This is a genomic window from Lactococcus sp. KTH0-1S (genome assembly GCF_052544945.1).
The window spans coordinates 18159-43284 of the sequence record NZ_CP195166.1 but is presented as its reverse complement, the minus strand read 5'-3'; the positions used below and the strand labels follow the sequence as shown (position 1 = coordinate 43284).

Here is a 25126-nt window from a genome sequence, read left to right as displayed (position 1 = left end):
ACCACTATTCCCACTCCCCGTTAAATACTTCTTTTAATAATTTTTTCGGGAACCAAAATGAATGTTTAATTATATGACGTCCATCTGGTAATTCGTCAGTATCTGAAAGTTTTCCTTTTCCTACAAAAACATTTGGTTCTAACTCATAATATGTATTTTGAGCATGTAATTTCGTAAATACTACATTATTTACTTTGCTTTGCGGAAAATTCGTACTAATACCTCGGCTAGTTTGTGTCAATTGTACTCCATTATTAATAATGTCTTTCGTTTCAATCCATACACGTTTCACTTCATCAATTAAACGATCTGGTAAACCCCAAAATTTGATTCTATCTAGCACAAAGATATTTTTTTCGGTTTCTTTAAAAATTACAAATAGAAACCTCTTATTGCAAATTTCTACGTATGGTTCAGATTCTTCCCATTCTTCATTACCTGCTAACTCTTTAAATTTGTAGGTTTTAAATGGTGAATCCTCTTTTGGTTGACCATTTTTATCTACTCGGATAACTCTAAGGCTCAAATTTGCTTTTTGGAATTCCTGTGTTTTATCCAAATCACCTGTTAGACCTAACATTTTACGAATGAGTGTGCTATTCTTTCCTTTCGCTTTTGGATTAACCTCAAATTCTTGATAAAGCTCAGACTCAGCCTTTCCTTTATATTGCATAATTTTCTCTGAAATGATGTCCGTGAAGGATTTTTTTTCACCTTTTGCAGTTGAAACAAGACTTTCTTGCTCACTCTGATTAAAGATTTTATGATTAATCAGAGCTGTCAAAGTTTTAACTACTGCGACAAATACTCTTACATAGTTTCAATTTGATCATGGTTATTAAATTTGAGACCTTCTCTATATCTATCAAACAATAGTAATGGGGCTCGTTTTACTTGCTGTTGTGACGTTAAGTCAAGTTTTTAGAGGTCCCCTTAAATACTTAATGGGTTTAAAAACATTATTCATTTGCTTACTCCTTTTAGAGTTATTATATCATTATAACAAAAAAAATAGCCCCCAAGATCTAAAAGTTAGATCTTAGGGGCTATTTTAACGGGATTTATCAGGGGTTATTATCTAATTTTAGACCCTTAATTATTCTTATGAATAGGAATCCAAATTTCTGTTATATGATTTTCTGACATTGGGTTAAGATCAAGTGGGTAAGATTCAAAATCCGGAGCCTTTTTTTGAGTGTAAGTGGTACTTGGAAAGAAAGATTCATAAATATCTTGATACGTTTGATGAATAGCTTCAGGGACTTTACCGACAGCTTTAAATACTGCCCAGTCAGAAGCAGGAAGTGTAATTGTTTCTAGCTTATCAGCAGTTGTTTTTTCATCAGTGTAGACCCCAATAAAATAATCATACGCCTCACCTTCTCGAGGTAAACAAATACCTAAAATAGTATTAGGTGAGTGTTCTGATTTTTCATTAATTACTTGATTAAATAAATCAGATTCATTAAATCTATCCCAAAACTTAGGAATGCTAGCTTGTCCGACTGTGATATTAGGATAACTTTCTTTAATACCCGTGATCATCATTTCTGGTTTGTTTGTAATTAAATAATTCATTTGAATGCCTCCTTTTATTTGGACACGAATAGACAACTTAGGGAAAATAGTTAACTCATGTTGTTCTTTACGTGCCTTAGAAGGAGAGATATTGAAAAGTTGTTGAAAGCTTCTGCTATAACTTTCTGATGAACTGTAACCATATTTAAAAGCAATATCGATTATTTTTTCATCGGTTTCTCTTAAATCATATAGTGATTTAGAAAGACGTCTTTTTCTGATATAATCACCTAAAGTTAAACCAGAAAGAACAGAAAAAATCTTTTGAAAATTATACTCAGAAACTCTAGCAAGTTGCTCTATTTTTTTCATATCGATGTTATCTTCTAAGTGTTCCTCAATGTAATTAATAATAGCAGAAAATTCATTCATCTATTTCTCCCTCTCTTCTTCTTGATACTATCATAATCAATTTTTTTTAAACAAACTGGATAAATTTTGGCAAAAATTGTTAGATATTCCCCATGGGGCTAGTTGATTTTAGAACCGATATTTTCAATTTTTTTAAAACCGAATCTGATAACCTTATTGAAAGGAACCAAGCCAACGCCTGTCCTCCAAAAGACATTTAATTCATTCTCTGATAGGATCGCCTTAAGTATTTATCCAATTTTTCTCCTCGTTCTCTTTCAAATGATAATATGCTTAACTCTATTATAACAAAAGCATAAGAAGGATGTTGAAGGACTAAGAATTTCCCTTAAATATCCCAATTTATCAGTTTTGGTGTTTATTTCGATTGTTTTTCACTCTAAAAAAAGATATAATATCAGTAAAACTGATATTTTTGATTTAGGAGGGACTATGGAACGATTAAAATTAAATCAATACTTTGACTATTCCCTTGAGCCACGCCGTGCCATCCTCTTTCAAGATGTCAAGTCTAATTATGCTTCAATTGAATGCGTTCAGCGAAATTTAAATCCTCTGACCACTTCTCTTTGTGTCATGAGTCGAGCAGATCATTCTAAAGGGTTAACGCTTGCCTCTAGTCCAACCTTTAAAAAAGTTTTTGGTATGAAAAATGTCAGTCGTGCCAGCGATTTACCTTTTCTTATAGAAACACGAAAGTTCAATTATCCGCAATGGTATCGAACACATACAGACATTCATGGACAGCGAACTGAACCAACTTTGCAATATGTCGCTTTTATTGAATCTTGGGCGAAACGCACGTGGATTGTTCCTCCACAAATGCAGCTCTATGTGGACTATAAAATTGAAGTGACAGATATACTGACCAATTATACGTCAATTGATGAGATTCACTCCTACTCGATTGATGAATCTTTTTTGGATATCACAGAATCATTGAACTTCTTCTACCCTGAGATTAAAAATCGTTATGAACAGATGAATCGAATTGCTTTAGACTTGCAACGTGAGATTCGAGATAAACTAGGACTATATGTGACTGTTGGGATGGGAGACAACCCCTTGCTTGCCAAACTTGCAATGGATAACTATGCCAAGCACAATGATAATATGAGAGCCCTAATCCGTTATGAAGATGTCCCTAATAAACTATGGACAATTCCTAAGATGACAGATTTCTGGGGAATTGGAAAGCGAACTGAGAAACGATTAAACAAACTTGGAATCACTTCTATCAAAGAGCTTGCGAATGCTGACCCACTTCTCCTTAAACAAAATTTGGGAACAATTGGACTTCAACATTTTTTCCATGCGAACGGCATCGACGAAAGCAATGTAAGGGAAAAATATATCCCTAAAACAACAAGCTTCAGCAATTCTCAAATTCTGCCACGTGACTATCATAAGCAAAGAGAAATTGAACTTGTGATTAAAGAAATGGCTGAGAACTTAGAGATAAGATTGAGAAAGGGCGGAAAACTAGCAAGCAATCTTTCACTTTATGCAGGTGCTGCTTCTACTTCTGAATACTCTTCTGTTAAGGTTTCTCGCAATATTGAAGCAACGCAAAACACAAAAGAATTGCAAGACCTCGCAATCTCCTTATTTCGTGAAAAGTACCAGGGGGGAGCGATAAGACAAATAGGAATAAGCGGAAATCAACTCTCTGATAGTTCTGTTAAACAACTTTCTTTATTTGAAAGTGTTGAAGAAAATCAAACTAATAAAAAACAGGAATTACTCCAAAAAGTTATTGATGAGATTAGAGAAACATTCGATTTTCTATCGATACAAAAAGCAAGTAGTTTATCCGAGGGGTCACGTGTCATATATCGGAACAAACTCATTGGAGGTCATGCAGCAAGTCAAGAGAGGGAGGAAAAAGATGTCAGTTGACCGTTCATATAGCCCCTATGAAGTCATCCGTGCTTATCACGATAGAGGGATGATGAAATGGGGCGCATTTGCGACTGGAGAACTCACGGAGGCTCAAAATACTTTTGAAAAAGAAAAAAAAGAGGATAAGAAAATTCAAGCTTTACCACATCATGTAGTCCTTTATCTTCTCAATCAGTCTTTTTCAAATCAGCTACAAATCAAAGTTAAATATCAATCAAAAAATAAATTAACTGAAGTCTATGGTTTTGTATCAGAATTTATCAATAATCAAGTAAGAGTTAAATCAACGGATAAAATCTATCTCATATCCATTGAACAAATTATAAATATTTCCTAAATAAAAAGGCGCTAAATTTAGCCCCCTTTTTATTTCATCAACAACTCAATCAATTTTTTCTTGATTTCTTGTTCTTCTTCCGTTCCCTCAAACTCTAATTTTTCTAATTGAGTTTCAATTTTCTTTAACTGCGTGATTGGCTTTTTAGCGGTTTTCTTTTGGGGGCTAATTTTTGCCCCCTCTTCTTCTCCACCTTGTTCTTTAGCTTTTCTAATCAGTTTTTGAGCGGTATAATGACTGATACCAAATCTTTCGGCAATTAAGTCCCTAGTCTTTCCTTTAACAGGTTTTCCATTGATTTGTACCCCTTGTTTTTTGGCTTTATCTAAAATATCCATATAGTCATCAATGATGGCTATTTTTTCTTCTTCTGGCATTTTTAAGAGCGAGCGAGTTTGTAGGTTAGTTTCATGCAACTTTAGTCTTGTTACAAGCTCGTCCTCGTCTTCATCAACTTTCTTAGCGAGAACTTCGTAATCTTCAGGGAGTCTATTTTCACTAATTAGTTTTTTAATAGCATTAAATCGTCTATGCCCTGCAATCAATTCATAGCTATATTTATCACGTTGTTTAACAAGAACGGGTTGTAATAAGCCTAACTCGTCTATGCTATCAGCTAACTTATCAATGTCAACTAAATCATAGTTGTTATTCTCATTTTCCTTTATCTCCTCAATAGGAATATTTTTTGTATTTGTTTTTTTTCGCTTGTGTTCGTCCTTGTTCATAAGGTCTGTAAATCCGAAACTATTACTCATTTTTTAACCCCTTTTTACTATTTCATCAATAAGATTTAAATAATCATCTTTTACTTTAGAACTTTTAGAACTATCAATTAACACCTCATTCTTTAAAGCACTTTCTGTAACTGGCTTAGCTTGATGTCGTATTGTTGTTTCAAATCTATTCCCAGATATTTCTTGAATAAATTGTTTATCAATATTATTTCTGTTGACCATTGTGTAAAGTACGGTCACCTCTGTATCTAACTCATAATCATCAATAATTTGATTGATGTTCTTTAAAGTCGTTCTATAACCTTCAAGTGCAAATTTATCAATTTTTATTGGGATGATAATTTCATCACTCGCAATAATAATATTAAGAGTAATTAGATTAATTGTTGGAGCACAATCAATAATACAATAATCATATTTAGAATCTAGTTTCTTTAAAACTTTTTTTACAATGTTTGATGAATTACGATTGAATGAATTTCTTACTTTCAATTCACTTTCAGCAACTGCTAAACTTGAACCAATCATGTCCAAATTCTCACTTACGTTATAAACATACTGGTCAACATCCTCTAGTTTTTCATCAACTATCAGTTCTGCAAAATCTTTATAATCCTCTTTCGAGCGTTCATCTTCAAGAAAAATACTCGTTGCATTAGCTTGCATATCTGTATCAATCAACAGAGTTTTGAACCCTCTATTTGCTAAACCTTTTGCTATATTTCCACCTGTTGTTGTTTTAGCAACTCCGCCTTTTAAGTTTAATAGACTTATTGTTTTCATATTTTCTCTCTATTCTTTATTTATATTTTCATGAGTCTTTGCGAAATGATAAAGTCCCTCTAACGTTTCAAATTTAGTGTTACCCAATGTCGTTTTTTTATTTCTTAGGTTTGAAATCGTCATCCTAGAAACTTTTATTCCAATTTTTTCGAGTTCTTTCTCAATATACCAACCAGAAAAATTTTCGTCATCATCGAGTAGTCTCTGTACCACGTTTTTAATTTCATCTGTTACTTTTTCCATATCAACCTTTCTTCACAAATATACGATACTTGCGAAAACTATATTTTTATAATTCATTATTTCATTCTCAGCCCTCTCACATTTTGTGGTAAACATTCTTACTTTTTCTCTGTCCAAAGGTTTGAAGCAAGAAGTTGTTTTATTTTTACTATACATCTATTGTATCGTAAATTTATATTTACGTCAAGGGTTTTTACGGTTTTTCTTAAATTTTTTATATAAAAATAAAGGGGGCTAAATTTAGCCCCCTTTATCAATTAAGAATCAAGTTTAATTCCCTCATTTTTTTGGAGGGAAATTTTGTCGAATATTGATAAGAACAATTAATTTTGATATACTTACTTATATCAAACCTCTCTGGTTTGTGGTAGCTTTTTGCTCTTTCTCTGTCCAAACGGTTGAGAGTAAAAAGTTTTTTTAGAGGAAAAGTTCATTCATATATTCGTTCCAAAAAAAGGGGCTAAATTTAGCCCCTTTTTTTTTCATACTTAATATTGAAGGTAAATATTTAGTTTATTTACTATCCCAAGGACCATTCATTGGTACATAGAAATCAGACGAACTATCAAAAACTAATTTATGTATATTTTGAGCCTTATACGTTGTTAGAAATGCTCTGTATTCTGAAAATTTATTTCCAAAAACGACACTCGGTCTAAAATTATTAATCATTTGATTGCTGTCTAGCTTCCAATCGATTGCTTTCATCTCAGCCACTTGTAACAATTCATCTATCGCTACACCACTTTCAAGCAATTTATGAATCGGTTGAAGAAGTTGTATATCATCTAGTTCAAATTGAATATCATAATAATTTGGTAAATGTTTAATTATTCCGTTTTCATCTAAATTAAAATTTACTTTTGATAAGTAATTAAAGTATTCTAATACCATTCTTGCTTCGTTTATAAATGGACTAGCTGTACCAGGAGAAGAAGTACGAGAATTCATAGATATATGATTGCTGCCTGATAAATCAGCATTAAATGGCGTATATGTAAATTCAATAGACTGTATTCTTCGTCCAGAAGTGTGATAAATATAATCTAAATTTTTAACAATTTGAGTTCCTTCAGGAGTAGTTAATTCTGATATTTCTTTAACCGCAGTTTCTAAATATTTTTTACGATTTTTTCTGAGGTCAAATACCTCTTTGGTGTTAAAGGAGTCTTCCTGAGTCTTCAATATTTTAAGTATTTTTTTATCAAAATCATCAATTCTCATTTTTGTACCTTTTGGAAAACTCCTAAACTCGCTTATAAAGCGGTAAACACGTTTGGAGTACTTAGATGGCAGACTATTGTTGATTCCTCTGTTATATTGTAAGTGTTTAACCGTTCTCCAATCTTTGGAATTGATTAAGTCATAAACATATAGCGGTTTATCAATCACATGCCCTTTTGCATCAACTTGTTCTGAACTAATTTGAGCATTAGAAATTGTGAGTTTTACTTCTTTTTTAGTACCATCAAAATCAATTACACTGAAAATATTTATTGTTTTCCATGATTTGGGAGTGCCATCATCATTTGTTTCTCTTACTTGATAGTATGAGAAATTTTTCAATGCCTCGTTTAAATCATACATTATTTTTTGTAGCCGTTTACCATTGTAGAGCGATTTCACACCATTTTTACGTGTTACCCACAATCCACCTAATTCCGCTAATTCCTGATAAGAAAATGTTACTGGTTCACTCCCGTTATAACGGTCTCTCAGCTCTCCAAGTATAGCATAAGTAATATTTTCACTTGCAGCATTTATATCTTCAGTAGAGAACATCTCAGGCAATTGACGGCTGTATTTAATATCTTTTCTAAATTTATCTTCACTATCAAGTTCATCAAGTAAATCGTAACTTTGCATTTTAACCCCTCTTTCAGTATCAAGATAAAATAATATCTGATTTAATCGTAAAAATTGTGTATTTTTCTTTCACTATATAGAAGAAAGATAGAAAAACTTATATAAAATACAACATTTTTACGTCATAACCTTTGTTTTTATTAATATACACTATTTTTTTATTCTTGTCTAGTAATAATACAACATTTTTACGATTTACAGCAACATTTTTACGTCACAAGCAACATTTTTACGGTCATATACAACATTTTTACGTCATAGGTACACAATTTTTACTCCCTAATACGCAATTTTTACGACATATGTACAACATTTTTACTCCCCAGTACAACATTTTTACTCCTCAGTACAACATTTTTACTCCTCAGTACAACATTTTTACGATATTAATAGCTATAAACCGTATGGTTAAGCCTTAAAATTGCCCCTTAATTGTAACTTTAACTATAACTTTATATATATAACTATAATTTTTATTCTATAATAAAATAACTAACGAATTTTCAAAAAAAAATAAAAGGAGCTAAAGCTCCAAATTTTTAAATAAAAAAATCTCTTTCAATTGGAGTAAATGCAGCAACTACTTTTCCTATAATTCTTGGATTATCATCCCAATATAATTTTATATCTGGAAATTTTCTTTCTCCATTTTGATCCTCTTCTATATTTAAAGACTGTAAAAGAAGTCCATCTTCCTCTACAGTGACACATTTTATAAAAGCATTTCCTATAGAAACATTATCTACTTCACAAACTTGACCATCATAATCAGGAGAACTTAGATATTTTATAAGCGCTGTTGGTTCTGTTGCAAAGTTTTCCGATAAGTCTATTTTGGTGTAAAATGGGATAGAAAGACAGCGAGGACATATGGATGAATCATTTTAAAGGCAAACAATTCCAAAAAGACGTCATTATTGTCGCTGTGGGTTATTATCTACGTTACAATCTGAGCTATCGTGAAGTCCAAGAACTCCTTTATGATCGTGGGGTTGACGTTTGTCATACCACTATTTATCGCTGGGTACAAGAATACAGTAAAATCCTCTATCATCTCTGGAAAAAGAAAAAATAGACAGTCCTTCTATTCGTGGAAAATGGACGAAACCTATATCAAAATCAAAGGCAAATGGCATTATCTGTACAGAGCAATTGATGCGGATGGATTGACTTTAGACATCTGGTTACGAAAGAAACGGGATACTCAAGCTGCTTATGCATTCTTGAAACGACTACATAAGCAGTTTGGTGAACCTAGAGTAATTGTCACGGATAAAGCGCCGTCTAGTGGCTCTGCCTTTAAAAAGCTACAGCACAATGGGTTATATGTAAAAACAGAACACAGAACCGTTAAATATCTCAATAACCTCATTGAGCAAGACCATCGACCAATCAAACGACGCAATAAATTTTATCGAAGTCTACGTACTGCCTCAAGCACAATTAAGGGCATGGAGACAATTCGAGGAATATACAAAAAGAACCGAAGAAATGGAACGCTCTTCGGATTTTCGGTGTCGACTGAAATAAAGGTATTTTAGTGACTGCAATTTGTAGTTTCCTAATCAGCTTGCTTACGTTTGTCATCTTGTTGATTAAAAAATCACCAAAAATAAGAACCGTCTCAACTTTGGCTAGTTAACGGTTCTCGAACTAAATACGACCACAGACTTTTACTCGGCTATATTGGACTTGTTTGCAGCAAGTCATTTTCCCTTATTATATGACTTTTTTCAATCGTTTTATTTTCTTGATAGTTATCAATTTTTATCTGTAAGGGTAGCGCTATACTAGTATCATAAAGAAAATTAAAGGAAGTAGAAAATATGGCAAAAATAACACTGAACTTTCAAAAACGACTTCAACAACACAGTAATCACTTGGTTATCCTCTCAGCCATTCTCATTGTACTCGGATACCTTGGTAAATATGGTGTAAATCAAATATGGATTTGGAATTCGACAATGATTATTGCAAGTATTATCGGTTTTATACCTGTTGCAATTCATGCCTATCAAGCAATCAAAGTGAAACAAATTTCGATTGACCTGCTAGTTTCTATTGCAGTTATCGGTGCTTTGTTCATCGGTGAATATGAAGAATCAGCAATTGTCACTTTTCTCTTCGCTTTCGGTGGATTTTTGGAGAAAAAAACGCTTGAAAAAACGCGATCAAGTATCAAAGAACTCACGAATATGGCACCCAGCACAGCCCTATCTGCTGATGGCGAAGAAATGGACAGTGATGAAGTTGAAATTGGCGACAAACTCTTAGTAAAAACCGGACGTCAAATTCCTGTTGATGGTCGTATTTACCAAGGATCTGGCTATGTCAACGAAGCCAGTATCACAGGTGAATCACGTGAAATCAGAAAGGAAGCTGGTACCAAAGTTTTTGCAGGTTCTATCTTAGAAAACGGTACAATTTACGTAGAAGCAGAAAAAGTCGGCGAAGATACAACCTTTGGTAAAATTATTGAACTTGTCGAAGAAGCCCAAGATACCAAATCTCCTGCTGAGAAATTCATCGATCGCTTTGCTAAGTATTACACGCCAACGGTACTTGTTATTGCAGCTATTACTTGGGTTTTTAGTCATAATCTAGAACTAGCCATCACGATTCTCGTACTTGGTTGCCCTGGTGCCCTCGTGATTGGTGCACCTGTTTCAAATGTTGCAGGAATCGGGAATGGTGCAAAAAGAGGTGTCCTTATCAAGGGAGGTGATGTTATGAATACCTTCAGTCACATTGATACGCTTCTGTTTGATAAGACGGGTACTCTGACGAAAGGCAATACAGAAGTTGTTGTTGTCAAAAATTATGGTGCTTCAAAAGAATTGATTGATGCAGTTGCTTCAGCAGAAAATGAATCTGATCACCCATTAGCAACGGCAGTTGTACGCATGATCGGAAAATTCAATCCTATCAAATTTAAAAAAACAGACGTTGTTAAAGGACAGGGAATCATCGCAGACGACCTATTGATTGGTAATGAAAAAATGATGGTGGTTAATCATATTACGATTTCTCCCGAGCAGAAACAGGACATCACAGAAATCACTGATTCAGGTGCATCAGTTGTTTTGGTCGCAGCTGATAACAGATTGCAACTAATTTATGGTATTGCGGACGAAATACGTTCTGGTGTCAAAGAATCCCTCGAAGAACTACACCATGAAGGTATTTCTCGTATGATTATGCTGACTGGAGACAACGAGACAACAGCTAAAGCAGTCGCCGCCCAACTCGGGATCGATGAAGTACGTGCCAATCTCATGCCTGAAGAAAAAGCTGAAGTTGTCAAATCACTCAAAAACTCTGGTAAAAAAATTGCTTTTATCGGTGATGGTGTCAACGATTCTCCTAGTTTGGCACTTGCTAATATAGGTATTGCAATGGGTTCTGGTACTGATACTGCGATTGAAACGTCCGATATCGTGCTAATGAAATCCAGTTTTGACGAACTTGTCCATGCATATGGTTTGAGTAAACGCACGGTTGCCAACATGACACAAAATATTGTGATTGCGATTGTAGTTGTGCTCTTTTTACTGGCTGGTCTAATTCTTGGAGGTACAGGATTAGTACCTAGTTTTGTCAACATGGGCACAGGTATGTTCGTCCACGAAGCCAGTATCCTTATCGTCATTGTCAATGGCATGCGACTGATTAGGTATCGAGAGAAATAGAAGAATGGAAGCAAACCAAAATTTACGCGGTTTGTTTTCTTTTTTTGAAAGGAATCATTTTTTTGATATCAATAAAGTTTATAATGATTTTATCAAAAATGATTTGATAAAATCATCGAGACATTTTCGATGGCCTCTAGAATCTTTACAATTAAAGTTTTCCTTACTAATAGGGAGGTTCAATAAGACACTGAATTTGAGGTTATGAGAGAAACTATCGCAAGCAATGTAGCATGTTAGGGATTTGAACTTGTTTAAAAGCTTTGATACCTATCTCAATATAACTTTTTTATAAAAATAGATAGGAAGTTCCAAATGACAATTATTTAAAAAGGAAACACACACATTTGCTAGACAGGAAGATTGTCAGATAGTAGGGGACATAGCGTTTTCAGAACACTTCAAACATCTTATGTACGATGGATGTTTTAAAAAAATCACTAATGGTTTTGCTCTTTTAAATCTCATACAGGCAAAATTAGGGATTGATTTAAACAGCGTACTGCTGACTATCTCGGCAGACTCTAACTGGTGCTGATTGCGCTCCTCATAGAAGGTTATTCAGCGTTAAAAAAGAGACTCGAGAAACTTTATTATTTTGTAGATAAAAAAATAAAATTGATATTCTTGATAGATATCAATTTTTTGCTAGTACTAACGAGTTATAATTAATTTATAAAGAAAGAGAAAGAGGTGAATCTTATGTCAAAAGTAATTATGAAACTCAATGAATTGAGCTGCCCATCTTGCATGGCAAAAATCGAAGGAGCAATGACTACAACTAAGGGTGTAGCAAATGCAAAAGTGCTTTTCAATGCATCAAAAGTTAAAGCAGAATTTGACGAAAATGTTGTCAGTGCTGATGAACTTATCAGCAAGGTTGAGAAACTTGGGTACCCTGTTTTAAGTAGCAAAGTAACTGTTGTGTGATTTCTACCAGTAAAGACAGCACTATAAATTGAATAAAGGAAAAAATTGATGACTAAATTAACGATTGATGAAAAATATGCTAAAGAACTTGATAAAGCAGAGGTTGACCACCACAAGCCTACGGCTGGTGCGATGCTAGGACATGTCTTATCCAATTTGTTCATTGAAAATGTACGACTGACTCAAGCAGGAATATACGCGAAAATCCCAGTTAAGTGTGAGTATTTACGTGAAATTGCAAAAAAAGAAGATGAATATTTCTTTAAAATTTCGGATTTACTTCTTGACGAAAATGAGATTGTACCAAGTACAACTGAAGAATTTTTAAAGTATCACAAGTTCATTACTGAGGATCCAAAAGCCAAATATTGGACTGATGAAGCTCTACTTGAAAGCTTCATTGCAGATTTTCAAGCACAAAATATGTTCATTACGCGAGCAATTAAGCTAGCAAATAAAGAAGAAAAATTTGCTTTGGCGGCTGTTGTAGTCGAACTTTACGGCTACAATCTTCAAGTTATTCGTCACTTGGCAGGTGATTTGGGTAAAGCTGTTGCTGATTTTCATGACGAAGATGAAGATAATGACAATTAATTTTTACGAAACTGTAGGCTTTAATTGAACAAAGCTTGCAGTTTTATAATTTTAGCGCGATAATAAGATAAGGAGAATTACCAAAATGAGCAAGTATGAACATCATTTTAGTCATGATGAACACCACTGTGTACAGCTTGTCCCACTATTTGCTTTACTTTCAGAAAGTGAACTGGCGCAAGTTGAGCAGGTTGTTCATCATAAGACTTTTGAAAAGGGCGAAGCGGTCATCAGCCCTTTTACGGTGCCTCAACTCGCAATTGTGGCGCACGGTACTTTGAAGATATATCAGCTTTCTAGCGCTGGTAAAGAGCAGTTACTACGTGTAATTGAACCTGGTGGATACGCAGGTGAAGACGCCTTGTTTGGAGTAGTGAATGAGAATCTTTATGGCGAAACATTGCAAGAAACAAAAATTTGCTTTTTGCGACAACAAGATTTCAAAAATTTGTTGTTAAAATATCCCGAGCTCAGTTTAAAATTGCTTGAAACCACCGTGAGAAGAGCTGCGGAAATGCAATATCAAGCACAATTTCTCATGATGGAAGATGTTGAAAGTCGAATCGCTAATTATCTTTTGCAACTCGTCAAAGTAGTAGATTCAAATTCTGTTATGATTCCAATGAAAATGAAAGATCTTGCAACGTTCATTGGAACAACTCCCGAAACTATTTCTCGTAAGTTCAAAATACTCGAAGAAAAAGGATTCATTGAGCGCCGAGGAAAGATAATCAAAATACTAGATATTGATAGCCTTGAAGATGATTACGCTTAAAATGGTCTAAAGGGCCAATGGAAAAAGGACGCAATAGATTCTGATCCTACACAAGATCCAGACCTAATGCCAGATATTTTTACGATAGGGATTTTAATTTAAATACTATAAACTTTTTAAGAGAAGATGATAACAATGAAATATAAAATGAGCAAAGGTATGAAAATCATGTTAACAGCTTTTATTTCTGTTTATCTTGGTAATTTGGTTTTAGATATATTAAGTGCCAATTCTAATATTAATATTTGGATAGCTCGTATCATTGGACTTTTATCGCCCTTATTATTTCTATTCCTTTAAATTTTTTCTGGATAAAAAATTCAAAAGGTTAGAATAATTAATAAAGAGCTGGGAGAAATTAAATGATTTATACGATTGGTTATTACATTGCTGTTATAGGATTAGTCATTATGATGTTCGGTTTTAAAAGTTTTTATTCACAAATGAATAAATGGAGTCGTTTTGGCTTTATCTTTTCAGCATTAGGCCTTGCATTTCCAATAATTTATGATTTTATTGTTGGATTTATAAATGGTTTATTAAAAAATGTTTAAATCATAATTTTTTAAAGAAAGGACACTTTTAAAAAGTGTAAGTATAATATTATGGGAATTGTGACACCAACACCTACTCCACCTCCTTCAAATGATAACTTTTTTAAGCAAATAGAAAAATTACAAGCCAATTTTTCAAAAGAAGATAATAAAATTTGGACTGATGTCAATAAAGAATATAAAAAACTAAAGAATAAAAAGTCCAAAACAGAGCAGCATGAAAAATAAAACAATAATAAAAGCAGTTTTTAGTATGATTACTGCTTTTATTATTTCCTCCAAAACTGTTGTTTTACCTTTATTTCCCGCAATGTTCAGAAAATTCATGAACATATCCAAAATAATAATTTTTTGCAAATATACAGAAAAAGCAGTATACTTTTATTTAGTCTATTTAGAAAGATTTCATTGAGGTAAATATGGTAAGTGAAAATATTTTGGAAGCAAAACAAGTGAGTGTTGCATTTAGAATTGATGGTGTCTTGCAAACTGCAGTTCATCACATCAATCTGGAAGTGAGAAGAAATGAAGTTTTAGCTATTGTTGGGGAATCGGGTTCTGGTAAATCAACATTCGCAACTGCTGTCATGGGGTTGCATAATTCCAAGCAAACTCAAATCACTGGCTCTATTTTATTGGATGGGGAAGAAGTGATCGGTAAAACGGGTGATTCCATGGCAAGTATTCGAGGAAGTAAAGTTGGAATGATTTTTCAAAATCCACTCACTGCGCTTAATCCATTGATGAAAATTGGGCAGCAAATCAAGGAAATGTTGGCCGTGCATGATGTTTATCCAGAAAATCAGTATGAAAGTAGAAGCTTTCAACTTTTAGAACAAGTAGGAATTCCAAATCCTAAAAGAGTCGTTAATCAATTTCCTCACCAACTTTCAGGCGGGATGAGACAAAGAGTAATGATTGCAATAGCCATTGCCAATGACCCAGATTTGATTATTGCTGATGAGCCAACGACTGCTTTAGACGTTACCATTCAAGCTCAGATTTTAGACTTGATTTTAGAAGTACAAAAGAAGAAGAATGCTGGGGTTATTCTAATTACTCATGATTTAGGGGTTGTTGCTGAAGTTGCTGATACAGTGGCGGTGATGTATGCCGGACAACTCGTCGAAAAAGCTTCTGTTGAAGAGATTTTTCAAAATCCCAAACATCCATACACCCGGTCACTTTTGCGTTCAAATCCATCTGCCGAAACAGTTTCGGATGATTTATATGTGATTCCAGGGTCCGTGCCTTCTCTGTCAGAAATTGAGTATGACAAAGATTTATTTCTCGCTCGAGTGCCTTGGATGAAAGAAGAAGCTCAAAAAGTAATTTCGGAAAAAATGACTGAAATTTCTCCAAATCATTTTGTTCGAGGTCAGGCTTGGGAAAAATTTGAATTTCCAGCTCAAAAATTGAAAGGGGATAAAAAGTGAGCGAAATTCTTAATTTAAAGGACTTAAAAGTTTATTATCCTATTCGATCTGGTTTCTTTAATCGAGTGACAGATAATGTTTTAGCCGTTGATGGAGTAGATTTAACAATTCATGAAGGAGAAACTGTCGGTTTAGTTGGTGAATCTGGCTCTGGAAAATCAACGATTGGCAAAACAATTGTTGGTTTAGAACAAATGACATCAGGACAATTGATTTACAAAGGACAAGATGTCAGCAAAAAAAAGATAAGAAACCACCTCAAATACAATAAAGATGTTCAAATGATTTTTCAAGATGCATTTTCGAGTTTGAATCCACGGAAAACAATTTACGATATCATTGCGGAGCCTATTCGAAATTTTGAAAAATTAGATGCTAAGACAGAAAATAAACGGATTCATGAATTATTGGATATTGTTGGACTACCTAAACAAGCTTTAGAACAGTATCCTTTCCAATTTTCTGGAGGTCAACAACAAAGAATTGGAATCGCACGGGCAGTTGCTACTAATCCTAAGTTAATTGTGGCAGATGAACCAGTTTCGGCATTAGACTTATCTGTTCAAGCTCAGGTTTTGAATTTCATGAAGCTCATTCAAAAAGACTTGGGAATTGCATTTCTTTTTATTTCTCATGATTTAGGGGTTGTCCGCCATATGACCGATAATATTGCAGTCATGCACAACGGTCGAATTGTCGAAAAAGGAACACGAAGAGATATTTTTGATGAGCCACAGCACATTTATACTAAACGACTCTTATCTGCTATCCCTTCGATTGATGTTACAAGAAGAGCGGAAAATCGGAAAAACCGTCTAAAAGTTGAACAAGACTTTGAGGATAAAAAAGCAAACTTTTATGATAAAGACGGACACGCTTTGCCCTTACAAAAATTAAGTGAAAGTCATTGGGCTGCTTTGCCAAAAGGAGGGGAAAATGTGGAAAGTAATTATTAGACGTATTTTATTGATGATTCCTCAATTATTTATCTTGAGTATTCTTATTTTCTTCTTTGCTAAATTGATGCCTGGTGATCCTTTTTCAGGGTTGATTGGTCCTCATACCGACCCACATGAAGTTGAAGCATTAAGACGGGCAGCAGGTTTATATGACCCTTGGTGGGAGCAGTATCTCAGGTGGCTAGGGAATGCCATACATGGGAATTTAGGAATGTCCTATAATCTCAAAGAGCCCGTGATGACTGTCATTGGACATAGAGCGGTTAATACTTTTTGGATGTCACTTTTGTCAGTTATTTTAACTTACTTATTTGCTATTCCAATGTCGATAGTTGCAGCTCGAAATGAAGGAAAATGGCAAGACCAATTGTGGTTGACCTATAATTCAATTACTTTTGGTATTCCACCTTACGTATTCTATCTCTTGATTATCTTTATCTTTGGTTATAGTCTTAATTGGTTTCCGACAGGTGGGACGGTAAGTCCAAATGCGATGGGAACAATTCCTGTTTTCTTTAGTAAGATTTATCACATGATTCTTCCAGCATTTAGTTTGGCGGTCTTTGGAACAGTTGGAATCTTTACTTACTTCCGCTCAGGAATTTTAGATGAACAAACACAAGATTATGTACGAACGGCTCGAGCCAAAGGGGTTAAGGAAAAAGTGATTTTTAGACGTCATATTTTGAGAAATGCCTCATTACCAATTGCTTCTAATTTTGGATTTGTGATTACTGGACTCTTGGGAGGAGCAATCTTTGCTGAAACAATTTTTGGCTATCCTGGCTTAGGACAACTTTTTATTACTTCAATCACTGGGCGAGATTATTCAATGATTACGGCTTTGATTTTATTAAATGGTTTTTTGGGACTTCTTGGAGCCCTCCTGTCGGATATTATCATGGCAATGGTTGACCCACGAATTCGGATTCAATAAGGAGTGAAAATGACAGAAAAAAAACACAAAAATTCTTTATCATTAGTTCACTCAATCAAAGAAGAACTAAAGAATGACAAATTAGCACTGATTTCAGCACTTTTCCTAGTTGCTGTCTTTCTAATCGTTTATATTTACTCGATGTTTTTAAAACAATCAAATTATGTTGATGTTAATATTATGGACCAGTATCTTGCACCACTGACAAATGGACATTTACTGGGAACTGATAATGGTGGTCGAGATATCATCATGATGTTAATGATTTCTGCACGAAACTCTTTCAATATCGCTTTTGCAGTTACACTTATTACTTTAGTTGTAGGAAATATATTAGGGGTAATTACGGGCTACTTTGGTGGGAGATTTGATTTAATCTTCATGCGTTTCACTGATTTTGTTATGATTTTACCATCATTGATGATCATTATTGTTTTTGTAACTATCATCCCACGGTTTAATTCTTGGTCTTTGATTGGGATTATCAGTATTTTTAGTTGGATAGGGACAACGCGTTTAATTCGGGCAAGAACAATGACGGAAGTCAATCGAGATTATGTTCGAGCATCAAAAACTTCGGGAACCTCTGATTTTAAAATTATGTTTCGGGAAATATGGCCCAACTTGTCCACCTTAGTCATTGCTGAAGCAACGCTTGTTTTTGCTGGAAATATTGGTTTAGAAACAGGGCTTTCTTTCTTAGGTTTTGGACTTCCAGCAGGGACACCATCTTTGGGGACAATGATAAATGAAGCAACTAATCCAGAGACAATGACTGATAAGCCTTGGACTTGGGTTCCAGCAACAGTGGTCATCCTAATTGTGGTGCTTGCCATTATCTTTATCGGAAATGCGCTCAGACGAGTGGCTGACCAAAGACAAGCTACAAGATAAACAACATTCAAGAGTGATAAAAATGTTTATCTATTAAAAATGGATATGATAAATTAAATATTATATTGAAGTAAGAAATAAAAAGAAATTATTGGAGAAACTAAGATGAACAAAATAAAAGTAACTTTATTGGCAAGTAGTGTAGTTTTAGCAGCTGCCCTCCTAAGTGCTTGTGGCTCTAACCAAAGCTCAAGTACAAGTACAAAAAAATTAAAAGCGGGTAACTTTGACGTTGCTTATCAAAATCCAGACAAGGCAATCAAAGGTGGAAATTTAAAAGTCGCTTATCAAAGCGATTCTCCGATGAAAGCTGAATGGTTGGCAGGACTTTCTGATGATGCCACTTTTAATGTGATGTCGAATCCTGGAGGAGGTCAAGATGCTCTCTTCTTTACTAACAGTTCCTTTAAATTTATCAATGGGGGACCTGCTAATGTCAGCCTAGACCAAAAAGCAAAAACAGCAACGATTACGCTTCGTAAAGATTTGAAATGGTCTGATGGCTCAGAAGTAACGGCTAAAGATTATGAGTTCACTTATGAAACGATTGCTAATCCTGCTTATGGCTCCGACCGTTGGACTGATTCTCTGGCAAATATTGTTGGCTTGAGTGATTATCATGCGGGTAAAGCTAAAACAATCTCAGGAATTACTTTCCCTGATGGTGAAAACGGAAAAGTCATCAAGGTTCAATTTAAAGAAATGAAACCAGGGATGACACAATCAGGAAATGGTTACTTCCTTGAAACGGTAGCGCCTTATCAATATTTGAAAGATGTCGCTCCTAAAGATTTGGCTTCTAGTCCAAAAACGACAACGAAACCATTAGTTACAGGGCCTTTTAAACCGGAAAATGTGGTTGCCGGTGAATCTATTAAATATGTCCCAAATCCTTACTATTGGGGTAAAAAACCAAAACTAAATTCGATTACTTATGAAATTGTATCAACCGCAAAATCAGTCGCAGCCCTTTCTGCGCATAAATACGACTTTATCAATTCGATGGCTAATAGTCAGTATAAACAAGTAAAAAACTTAAAGGGATACAAGGTTTTAGGACAACAAGCACTATATATTTCCTTGATGTACTATAATCTTGGACATTATGATACTAAAAATTCAATTAGTGTCCAAGACCGTAAAACGCCATTGCAAGATCAAAATGTTCGTCAAGCCATTGGTTATGCCCGTAATGTCGCAGAAGTGGATAATAAGTTCTCAAACGGACTTTCAACTCCTGCAAATAGTTTGATTCCGCCAATCTTTAAGCAATTTACGAGTCCATCAGTTAAAGGATATGAAAAACAAGACCTTGATAAAGCGAATAAACTTTTGGATGAAGATGGATGGAAATTGAATAAATCTACAGGCTACCGTGAAAAAGATGGAAAAGAATTATCGCTGGTTTATGCGGCTCGTGTAGGTGATGCAAACTCTGAAACCATTGCTCAAAACTACATCCAACAATGGAAGAAAATTGGGGTGAAAGTTAGTCTTTACAATGGTAAATTGATGGAATTTAATTCTTGGGTTGATCATATGACCACTCCTCCAGGAGCAAATGACTGGGATATCACTGACGGTGCTTGGTCATTGTCATCAGAACCTTCGCAACAAGATTTGTTCTCAGCAGCAGCACCTTATAACTTTGGTCACTTTAATGATTCAGAAATCACTAAGGATTTAAATGATATTGATTCTGCCAAGTCTGAAGATCCAACTTATCGTAAAGCAGCTTTCGTTAAATATCAAGAAGATATGAATAAAAAAGCTTACGTTGTTCCAACAAACTTCTCGTTAAGTTACACACCAGTAAACAAACGTGTAGTTGGGATGACGCTTGACTATGGTGCAATGAATACTTGGTCAGAAATTGGTGTTTCTTCTGATAAGTTAGCCACCAAATAGTTTTACTTAACTTTTGTTTACAAGTTTTTTGTAAAAATACCCTCACTTTAGTTTTCGCAATTCTAAAGTCACAGAAGTTCAAATTTTTGATTTGAGCTTCTTTTATTAAAAAAGGAGTTTGATATGACAAGGATTCAAGATGATTTATTCGCTACTGTTAATGCTGAATGGTTAGAAAATGCAGAAATTCCTGCTGACAAACCAAGAATTTCAGCTTTTGATGAATTAGTACTAAAAAATGAGAAAAATTTGGCTAAGGATTTAGCTGGATTATCACAAAACCTACCTACTGATAATCCAGAATTGCTTGAAGCAATCAAATTTTATAATAAAGCAGGAGATTGGCAAGTGAGAGAAAAAGCGGATTTTTCTGCCGTAAAAAATGAACTTGCTAAAGTTGAAACTTTAAATACTTTTGAAGACTTTAAAAATAATTTGACTCAACTCGTTTTCCATTCACAGGCTCCTCTTCCATTTTCTTTTAGTGTTGAACCTGATATGAAAGATGCTATTCACTATTCTCTTGGATTCTCTGGCCCGGGCTTGATTTTACCTGATACCACTTATTATAATGATGAACACCCTAGAAAAAAAGAATTACTTGATTTTTGGGCTAAAAATACAAGCGAAATTTTAAAGACATTTGATGTTGAAAATGCAGAAGAGATTGCAAAGTCTGCCCTTAAATTCGATGCTCTTTTAGTTCCGTCAGCAAATACTTCTGAAGAGTGGGCAAAATATGCTGAACTTTATCATCCAATTTCTACTGACAGCTTTGTCAGTAAAGTTAAAAATCTGGATTTAAAATCTTTAATTAAAGATTTAGTAAAAACTGAACCTGATAAAGTCATTGTTTACGAAGATCGTTTTTATGAATCATTTGATTTACTTATCAATGAAGAAAATTGGTCACTCATTAAAGCTTGGATGCTGACTAAAATTGCACGTGGCGCTACTTCTTTCTTCAATGAAGACCTTAGAATTCTTGGTGGAGCTTACGGACGTTTCCTTTCAAATGTTCAAGAAGCAAGAAGTCAAGAAAAACATCAACTTGATTTGACTGAGTCTTATTTTAGCCAAGTGATTGGTTTATTCTATGGTAAAAAATATTTTGGTGAAGCTGCTAAGGCCGATGTCAAACGGATGGTCACTGCAATGATTAAAGTTTACCAAGCACGTTTGTCTAAAAATGAGTGGCTCAGTCAAGAAACAGCTGAAAAAGCCATTGAAAAATTGGATGCTATTACTCCTTTCATTGGTTTCCCAGATAAATTGCCTGAAATTTATAGTCGTTTAAAAACAACTTCTGGCTCTCTCTATGAAGATGCCCTTAAATTCGATGAAATTTTGACTGCTCGAACTTTTGAAAAATTCTCAGAAGATGTTGATAAAACAAGCTGGCATATGCCTGCTCATATGGTCAATGCTTATTATAGTCCTGATAGTAATACAATTGTTTTTCCAGCAGCAATTTTGCAAGCTCCTTTTTACTCTCTTGAACAATCTTCATCACAAAATTATGGTGGAATCGGCGCTGTCATTGCTCATGAAATTTCTCATGCTTTTGATAACAATGGTGCCCAATTCGATAAAGAAGGAAATTTGAACAAATGGTGGTTAGATAAAGATTATGAAGCTTTTGAAGAAAAGCAAAAAGAAATGATTGCACTCTTTGACGGTGTAGAAACCGAAGCTGGTCCAGCAAACGGAAAACTCATTGTGTCAGAAAATATTGCTGACCAAGGAGGAATTACAGCGGCACTGACAGCAGCTAAAGATGAGAAAGACGTTGATTTGAAAGCTTTCTTTAGTCAGTGGGCTAAGATTTGGCGCATGAAAGCAAGTAAAGAATTCCAACAAATGCTTTTGTCAATGGATGTTCATGCACCTGCTAAACTTCGTGCCAATATTCCTCCAACAAATCTCGAAGAATTTTACGAAACTTTTGATGTTAAAGAAACAGATAAGATGTATCGTGCGCCAGAAAATCGTCTTAAAATTTGGTAATCAGGTTCTGTTGCAAAGTTCCAAAACTAAAGGCAATAGTCTGAACATTCATTTGAGTTTAAACTGTCATGCCCATTAACACTTTAATTTCAGTAGAAACCGAAAAGCCGAAGAGCGTCCCATTTCTTCGGTTCTTTTTGTATATGCCTCGAATCGTCTCCATGCCCTTAATCGTGGTTGAGGCAGTACGAAGACTTCGATAAAATTTATTACGTCGCTTAATTGGTCGATGATCTTGTTCAATTAAGTTATTAAGATACTTCACTGTTCTGTGTTCAGTTTTGGTATACAAGCCGTGGTTTTGTAGCTTTCTAAATGCTGAACCAATAGACGGTGCCTTATCTGTAACGATGACTCTCGGTTGTCCAAATTGTTTATGGAGTCGCTTTAAAAAAGCATAGGCTGCTTGCGTATCCCGTTTCTTTCTTAACCAAATATCTAAGGTTAAACCGCCCGCATCAATCGCTCGATAGAGATAATGCCAACGCCCCTTAATTTTGATATTGGACTTTTTGTTGTCCTTATTATTTCTATTCCTTTAAATTTTTTCTGGATAAAAAATTCAAAAAGTTAGAATAATTAATAAAGAGCTGGGAGAAATTAAATGATTTATACGATTGGTTATTACATTCAAATGATAACTTTTTTAAGCAAATAGAAAAAATACAAGCAAGTTTTTCAAAAGAAGGTAATAAAATTTGGACTGATGTCAATAAAGAATATAAAAAACTAAAGAATAAAAAGTCCAAAACAGAGCATCATGAAAAATAAAACAATAATAAAAGCAGTTTTTAGTATGATTACTGCTTTTATTATTTCCTCTAAAACTGTTGTTTTACCTTTGTGTCGGTAGATTGTCGTTCTTTTGTCGTCTATCTGTCGTGTACATGTTTTAAAAAATAGTTTATTATATATTCATGAATAAATATAGAGTTGCCGAGTTAAGAAAAAAAAGAGGTTGGACGCAAGAAGTGCTAGCTGAAAAAGCAAATATAACTGTTAGAACGATTCAGAGAATAGAAAATGGAACTGATGTTAGTTTAGATACTTTAGCATCAATATCTAATGCCCTTTTAGTTCCCGTAAGTGAACTATTTGAAAGAATTGATGAAGAAGCAAAAGAGGTAGAAATCATGGATATGTCTAAAGAACAGCTTATTCAACTGAAATATAGACAAACTATAACCGTCTCAATTACTTTATTAGTTATAGCAGCTATACTTTTGGTTATGTCAATTTTAGGTGTTGAAATTAATGAATTAGCATCTGGCTATAACACTACACTTTCTTGGCTAGCATGGGTAAGTTTATTATTGTTGTTAATAGGTCTAGCAAATTATTATTTAGGAGTTAAATTAAATGAAACACTAGATCAAAAGTACCCTCTTACTAAGGGAATTAAATTAAAAGAAAAAAAAGAACGTTTCGAAAACTTTTGGCAATTTTTTTCAATCTATTGGTGGATGATTTTCCCGATTTTTGGTTTTATAACTTGGTTCATTTCTTTCTTTAATAGTCTATAAAGTTTTTGTTATCGAGCAGAGATAATATAATGATTAAAAAAAGTCACATCGTTTTGTGGCTTTTTTTGGATTTACCATGGTAAACCCGTCGCTTGCTCAGTCTATTTAAAAGTTACTGGCAAGCAACGGGTCTGTGTACACAAATCTCCAAAAGTACGTTACGTAAATTTTTATTTAGGAGTACCTAATACAGTACCCTTTATATCAATAATCAAATAATACTTTTGATTTGATAAATGTCGCTACACTCGATTACGAAAATAGTAGCAATGACACTTTAAAAGGAGTGTTTTGAATAAAACTCGCTTTCGCTCGTGGTAACGTTGAATAGATAAATCTTTTATCTCACATTTTAAAAAATAAAATGATAAAGTAAGAGAAAACAACACTTCCTAAATGGGAATTGGCATACTATTTAACAGATGTCAAAAGGAATGTTGACTCAAATCTAGTATACTAGAGGAAAGAAAAGATAAAAGGGAGACTACTATGAAACTACGTCCTATAGAAACGACTGATTTTCCATTAATTGTAAAAAAATATGTCGACGTATTTGCTGCCGAGCCTTGGAATGAAACACATGATCCTACTCACATCAATGAATACATTCAAAATATTTACGCAATGAATACCTTTATCGGATTTATTGCACACGATGACCACTCTAACGATTTTATTGGCGTTGCTCTCGGCTTTATTAAACCATGGTATCAAGGCACCGAGTACATTCTAGATACATTTTTTATTGACAATACCAAGCAGCATTCCGGATTAGGTACGATATTTTTAAAACATATAAAACAAGAATTACACATACGTTCAATCTCTGCAATCATGCTCGACACAGAACGTAGCACACCAGCTGAAAATTTCTATACTAAAAATGGCTTTGAAGCGTTAGAGGAATCAGTTCTAATGGTAAGCAGTACGACGGATGTCTAACTACTATTGCGTCAATTTATCTTATTGCTTAGCTTTGAAATCATGTAAAGGATCAGCCTGCGCAAGTTCTTTCGGCAATGAGGTCACTATATTTTTAGGTGTACAAGCGGAGCGACAAGAGGCAAAAGGGATAAAAGAGAATTGATCTTAATTTTGAACA

General features: G+C 34.2%; 23 protein-coding genes and 2 pseudogenes. 18 read left to right on the top strand and 7 right to left on the bottom strand.

Features of this window, described 5'->3' with window-relative positions:
• Nucleotides 1–4: 4 nt before the first annotated feature.
• Nucleotides 5–784: pseudogene (locus ACRYLU_RS11995) on the bottom strand (Sau3AI family type II restriction endonuclease); the annotation flags it as partial.
• Nucleotides 785–1092: 308 nt separating this feature from the next.
• Nucleotides 1093–1950, bottom strand: a complete 858-nt coding sequence (locus ACRYLU_RS11990; RefSeq protein ID WP_017865367.1) for an AraC family transcriptional regulator — start codon at nucleotides 1948–1950, stop codon at nucleotides 1093–1095.
• 432 nt (nucleotides 1951–2382) lie between these two features.
• Between ACRYLU_RS11990 and ACRYLU_RS11985 the strand changes: the two genes are divergently transcribed.
• Nucleotides 2383–3849 (top strand): Y-family DNA polymerase, encoded by a 1467-nt coding sequence (locus tag ACRYLU_RS11985; RefSeq protein WP_098403173.1) that lies wholly within the window; start codon nucleotides 2383–2385, stop codon nucleotides 3847–3849.
• Nucleotides 3839–4189, top strand: coding sequence for a hypothetical protein (locus tag ACRYLU_RS11980; protein WP_179884667.1), 351 nt, complete (start codon nucleotides 3839–3841; stop codon nucleotides 4187–4189). Before ACRYLU_RS11985 ends, ACRYLU_RS11980 begins: the two co-directional genes overlap by 11 nt.
• Before the next feature lie 29 nt (nucleotides 4190–4218).
• Here the strand turns inward: ACRYLU_RS11980 and ACRYLU_RS11975 are convergent, their stop codons facing one another.
• The 4 genes from ACRYLU_RS11975 to ACRYLU_RS11960 all read right to left on the bottom strand — a co-directional run bounded on the left by ACRYLU_RS11975 (nucleotide 4219) and on the right by ACRYLU_RS11960 (nucleotide 7818).
• Complete coding sequence (locus tag ACRYLU_RS11975; RefSeq protein WP_230315152.1) at nucleotides 4219–4917, bottom strand: ParB/RepB/Spo0J family partition protein; 699 nt, start codon at nucleotides 4915–4917, stop codon at nucleotides 4219–4221.
• Between the two features lie 33 nt (nucleotides 4918–4950).
• Nucleotides 4951–5709 carry a ParA family protein gene (locus ACRYLU_RS11970; protein WP_012898729.1) on the bottom strand — a complete coding sequence of 253 codons (759 nt, stop codon included), beginning with the start codon at nucleotides 5707–5709 and terminating at the stop codon, nucleotides 4951–4953.
• 9 nt (nucleotides 5710–5718) lie between these two features.
• Nucleotides 5719–5952 carry a hypothetical protein gene (locus tag ACRYLU_RS11965; protein ID WP_014573541.1) on the bottom strand — a complete coding sequence of 78 codons (234 nt, stop codon included), beginning with the start codon at nucleotides 5950–5952 and terminating at the stop codon, nucleotides 5719–5721.
• A 513-nt stretch (nucleotides 5953–6465) separates the two neighbouring features.
• Complete coding sequence (locus ACRYLU_RS11960; RefSeq protein ID WP_011915264.1) at nucleotides 6466–7818, bottom strand: replication initiation protein; 1353 nt, start codon at nucleotides 7816–7818, stop codon at nucleotides 6466–6468.
• A gap of 874 nt (nucleotides 7819–8692) precedes the next feature.
• Here ACRYLU_RS11960 and ACRYLU_RS11955 point away from each other — a divergent pair.
• From ACRYLU_RS11955 to pepO, 14 genes are all read left to right on the top strand, one after another.
• A protein-coding gene (locus ACRYLU_RS11955; protein WP_445081394.1) for an IS6 family transposase occupies nucleotides 8693–9359 on the top strand; the annotation gives its coding sequence in 2 pieces (ribosomal slippage) (nucleotides 8693–8884 and nucleotides 8886–9359; 666 coding nt in all).
• Nucleotides 9360–9644: 285 nt separating this feature from the next.
• Nucleotides 9645–11507: a heavy metal translocating P-type ATPase gene (locus ACRYLU_RS11950; protein WP_098403170.1), complete on the top strand. Its 1863-nt coding sequence runs from the start codon at nucleotides 9645–9647 to the stop codon at nucleotides 11505–11507.
• A 702-nt stretch (nucleotides 11508–12209) separates the two neighbouring features.
• The gene (locus ACRYLU_RS11945) at nucleotides 12210–12437 is read left to right on the top strand and encodes a heavy-metal-associated domain-containing protein (protein ID WP_012898751.1); all 228 of its coding nucleotides are present in this window, start codon (nucleotides 12210–12212) and stop codon (nucleotides 12435–12437) included.
• Between the two features lie 48 nt (nucleotides 12438–12485).
• Complete coding sequence (locus tag ACRYLU_RS11940; RefSeq protein ID WP_098403169.1) at nucleotides 12486–13031, top strand: DNA-binding protein; 546 nt, start codon at nucleotides 12486–12488, stop codon at nucleotides 13029–13031.
• Nucleotides 13032–13116: 85 nt separating this feature from the next.
• Nucleotides 13117–13806, top strand: a complete 690-nt coding sequence (locus tag ACRYLU_RS11935) for a Crp/Fnr family transcriptional regulator (RefSeq protein ID WP_058219239.1) — start codon at nucleotides 13117–13119, stop codon at nucleotides 13804–13806.
• Nucleotides 13807–13953: 147 nt separating this feature from the next.
• Nucleotides 13954–14106 carry a hypothetical protein gene (locus tag ACRYLU_RS11930; protein ID WP_179884666.1) on the top strand — a complete coding sequence of 51 codons (153 nt, stop codon included), beginning with the start codon at nucleotides 13954–13956 and terminating at the stop codon, nucleotides 14104–14106.
• Between the two features lie 62 nt (nucleotides 14107–14168).
• Nucleotides 14169–14360 (top strand): hypothetical protein, encoded by a 192-nt coding sequence (locus ACRYLU_RS11925; RefSeq protein WP_058208346.1) that lies wholly within the window; start codon nucleotides 14169–14171, stop codon nucleotides 14358–14360.
• Nucleotides 14361–14411: 51 nt separating this feature from the next.
• Complete coding sequence (locus ACRYLU_RS11920) at nucleotides 14412–14588, top strand: hypothetical protein (protein WP_003140242.1); 177 nt, start codon at nucleotides 14412–14414, stop codon at nucleotides 14586–14588.
• Between the two features lie 191 nt (nucleotides 14589–14779).
• Complete coding sequence (locus ACRYLU_RS11915) at nucleotides 14780–15796, top strand: ABC transporter ATP-binding protein (RefSeq protein WP_445081393.1); 1017 nt, start codon at nucleotides 14780–14782, stop codon at nucleotides 15794–15796.
• The gene (gene oppF, locus ACRYLU_RS11910; protein WP_021468831.1) at nucleotides 15793–16752 is read left to right on the top strand and encodes a murein tripeptide/oligopeptide ABC transporter ATP-binding protein OppF; all 960 of its coding nucleotides are present in this window, start codon (nucleotides 15793–15795) and stop codon (nucleotides 16750–16752) included. The genes ACRYLU_RS11915 and oppF overlap by 4 nt, the downstream gene beginning before the upstream one ends.
• Nucleotides 16733–17692: a murein tripeptide/oligopeptide ABC transporter permease OppB gene (oppB, locus tag ACRYLU_RS11905; protein ID WP_021722649.1), complete on the top strand. Its 960-nt coding sequence runs from the start codon at nucleotides 16733–16735 to the stop codon at nucleotides 17690–17692. Before oppF ends, oppB begins: the two co-directional genes overlap by 20 nt.
• 9 nt (nucleotides 17693–17701) lie before the next feature.
• Nucleotides 17702–18586, top strand: a complete 885-nt coding sequence (gene oppC, locus ACRYLU_RS11900; RefSeq protein WP_014017416.1) for a murein tripeptide/oligopeptide ABC transporter permease OppC — start codon at nucleotides 17702–17704, stop codon at nucleotides 18584–18586.
• Nucleotides 18587–18691: 105 nt separating this feature from the next.
• Nucleotides 18692–20494, top strand: coding sequence for an oligopeptide ABC transporter substrate-binding protein (locus ACRYLU_RS11895; RefSeq protein WP_445081392.1), 1803 nt, complete (start codon nucleotides 18692–18694; stop codon nucleotides 20492–20494).
• Nucleotides 20495–20617: 123 nt separating this feature from the next.
• A complete protein-coding gene (pepO, locus tag ACRYLU_RS11890; RefSeq protein WP_445081396.1) occupies nucleotides 20618–22501 on the top strand; it encodes an endopeptidase PepO in 1884 nt (627 codons plus the stop codon).
• Between the two features lie 58 nt (nucleotides 22502–22559).
• On the opposite strand, the pseudogene ACRYLU_RS11885 reads toward pepO, so the two are convergent.
• Nucleotides 22560–23003 (bottom strand): annotated as a pseudogene (locus ACRYLU_RS11885) (IS6 family transposase); the annotation flags it as partial.
• Nucleotides 23004–23418: 415 nt separating this feature from the next.
• Between ACRYLU_RS11885 and ACRYLU_RS11880 the strand changes: the two are divergent.
• Both ACRYLU_RS11880 and ACRYLU_RS11875 read left to right on the top strand, forming a co-directional pair.
• Complete coding sequence (locus ACRYLU_RS11880; protein ID WP_058220247.1) at nucleotides 23419–24024, top strand: helix-turn-helix domain-containing protein; 606 nt, start codon at nucleotides 23419–23421, stop codon at nucleotides 24022–24024.
• A 489-nt stretch (nucleotides 24025–24513) separates the two neighbouring features.
• On the top strand, nucleotides 24514–24966 hold the full coding sequence (locus ACRYLU_RS11875; protein WP_098403557.1) for a GNAT family N-acetyltransferase: 453 nt from the start codon (nucleotides 24514–24516) through the stop codon (nucleotides 24964–24966).
• Nucleotides 24967–25126: the final 160 nt, after the last annotated feature.

Excerpts from the sequence above, each read along its gene's own strand:
- ACRYLU_RS11930 (WP_179884666.1), top strand. The coding sequence starts at position 13,954 with ATGAGCAAAGGTATGAAAATCATGTTAACAGCTTTTATTTCTGTTTAT.
- ACRYLU_RS11895 (WP_445081392.1), top strand. The coding sequence starts at position 18,692 with ATGAACAAAATAAAAGTAACTTTATTGGCAAGTAGTGTAGTTTTAGCA.
- ACRYLU_RS11975 (WP_230315152.1), bottom strand. The coding sequence starts at position 4,917 with ATGAACAAGGACGAACACAAGCGAAAAAAAACAAATACAAAAAATATT.
- ACRYLU_RS11915 (WP_445081393.1), top strand. The coding sequence starts at position 14,780 with ATGGTAAGTGAAAATATTTTGGAAGCAAAACAAGTGAGTGTTGCATTT.
- ACRYLU_RS11935 (WP_058219239.1), top strand. The coding sequence starts at position 13,117 with ATGAGCAAGTATGAACATCATTTTAGTCATGATGAACACCACTGTGTA.
- ACRYLU_RS11950 (WP_098403170.1), top strand. The coding sequence starts at position 9,645 with ATGGCAAAAATAACACTGAACTTTCAAAAACGACTTCAACAACACAGT.
- ACRYLU_RS11980 (WP_179884667.1), top strand. The coding sequence starts at position 3,839 with ATGTCAGTTGACCGTTCATATAGCCCCTATGAAGTCATCCGTGCTTAT.
- oppC (WP_014017416.1), top strand. The coding sequence starts at position 17,702 with ATGACAGAAAAAAAACACAAAAATTCTTTATCATTAGTTCACTCAATC.
- ACRYLU_RS11925 (WP_058208346.1), top strand. The coding sequence starts at position 14,169 with ATGATTTATACGATTGGTTATTACATTGCTGTTATAGGATTAGTCATT.
- pepO (WP_445081396.1), top strand. The coding sequence starts at position 20,618 with ATGACAAGGATTCAAGATGATTTATTCGCTACTGTTAATGCTGAATGG.
- ACRYLU_RS11940 (WP_098403169.1), top strand. The coding sequence starts at position 12,486 with ATGACTAAATTAACGATTGATGAAAAATATGCTAAAGAACTTGATAAA.
- ACRYLU_RS11970 (WP_012898729.1), bottom strand. The coding sequence starts at position 5,709 with ATGAAAACAATAAGTCTATTAAACTTAAAAGGCGGAGTTGCTAAAACA.
- ACRYLU_RS11960 (WP_011915264.1), bottom strand. The coding sequence starts at position 7,818 with ATGCAAAGTTACGATTTACTTGATGAACTTGATAGTGAAGATAAATTT.
- ACRYLU_RS11920 (WP_003140242.1), top strand. The coding sequence starts at position 14,412 with ATGGGAATTGTGACACCAACACCTACTCCACCTCCTTCAAATGATAAC.
- ACRYLU_RS11990 (WP_017865367.1), bottom strand. The coding sequence starts at position 1,950 with ATGAATGAATTTTCTGCTATTATTAATTACATTGAGGAACACTTAGAA.
- ACRYLU_RS11875 (WP_098403557.1), top strand. The coding sequence starts at position 24,514 with ATGAAACTACGTCCTATAGAAACGACTGATTTTCCATTAATTGTAAAA.
- oppB (WP_021722649.1), top strand. The coding sequence starts at position 16,733 with ATGTGGAAAGTAATTATTAGACGTATTTTATTGATGATTCCTCAATTA.
- ACRYLU_RS11880 (WP_058220247.1), top strand. The coding sequence starts at position 23,419 with ATGAATAAATATAGAGTTGCCGAGTTAAGAAAAAAAAGAGGTTGGACG.
- ACRYLU_RS11965 (WP_014573541.1), bottom strand. The coding sequence starts at position 5,952 with ATGGAAAAAGTAACAGATGAAATTAAAAACGTGGTACAGAGACTACTC.
- ACRYLU_RS11945 (WP_012898751.1), top strand. The coding sequence starts at position 12,210 with ATGTCAAAAGTAATTATGAAACTCAATGAATTGAGCTGCCCATCTTGC.
- ACRYLU_RS11985 (WP_098403173.1), top strand. The coding sequence starts at position 2,383 with ATGGAACGATTAAAATTAAATCAATACTTTGACTATTCCCTTGAGCCA.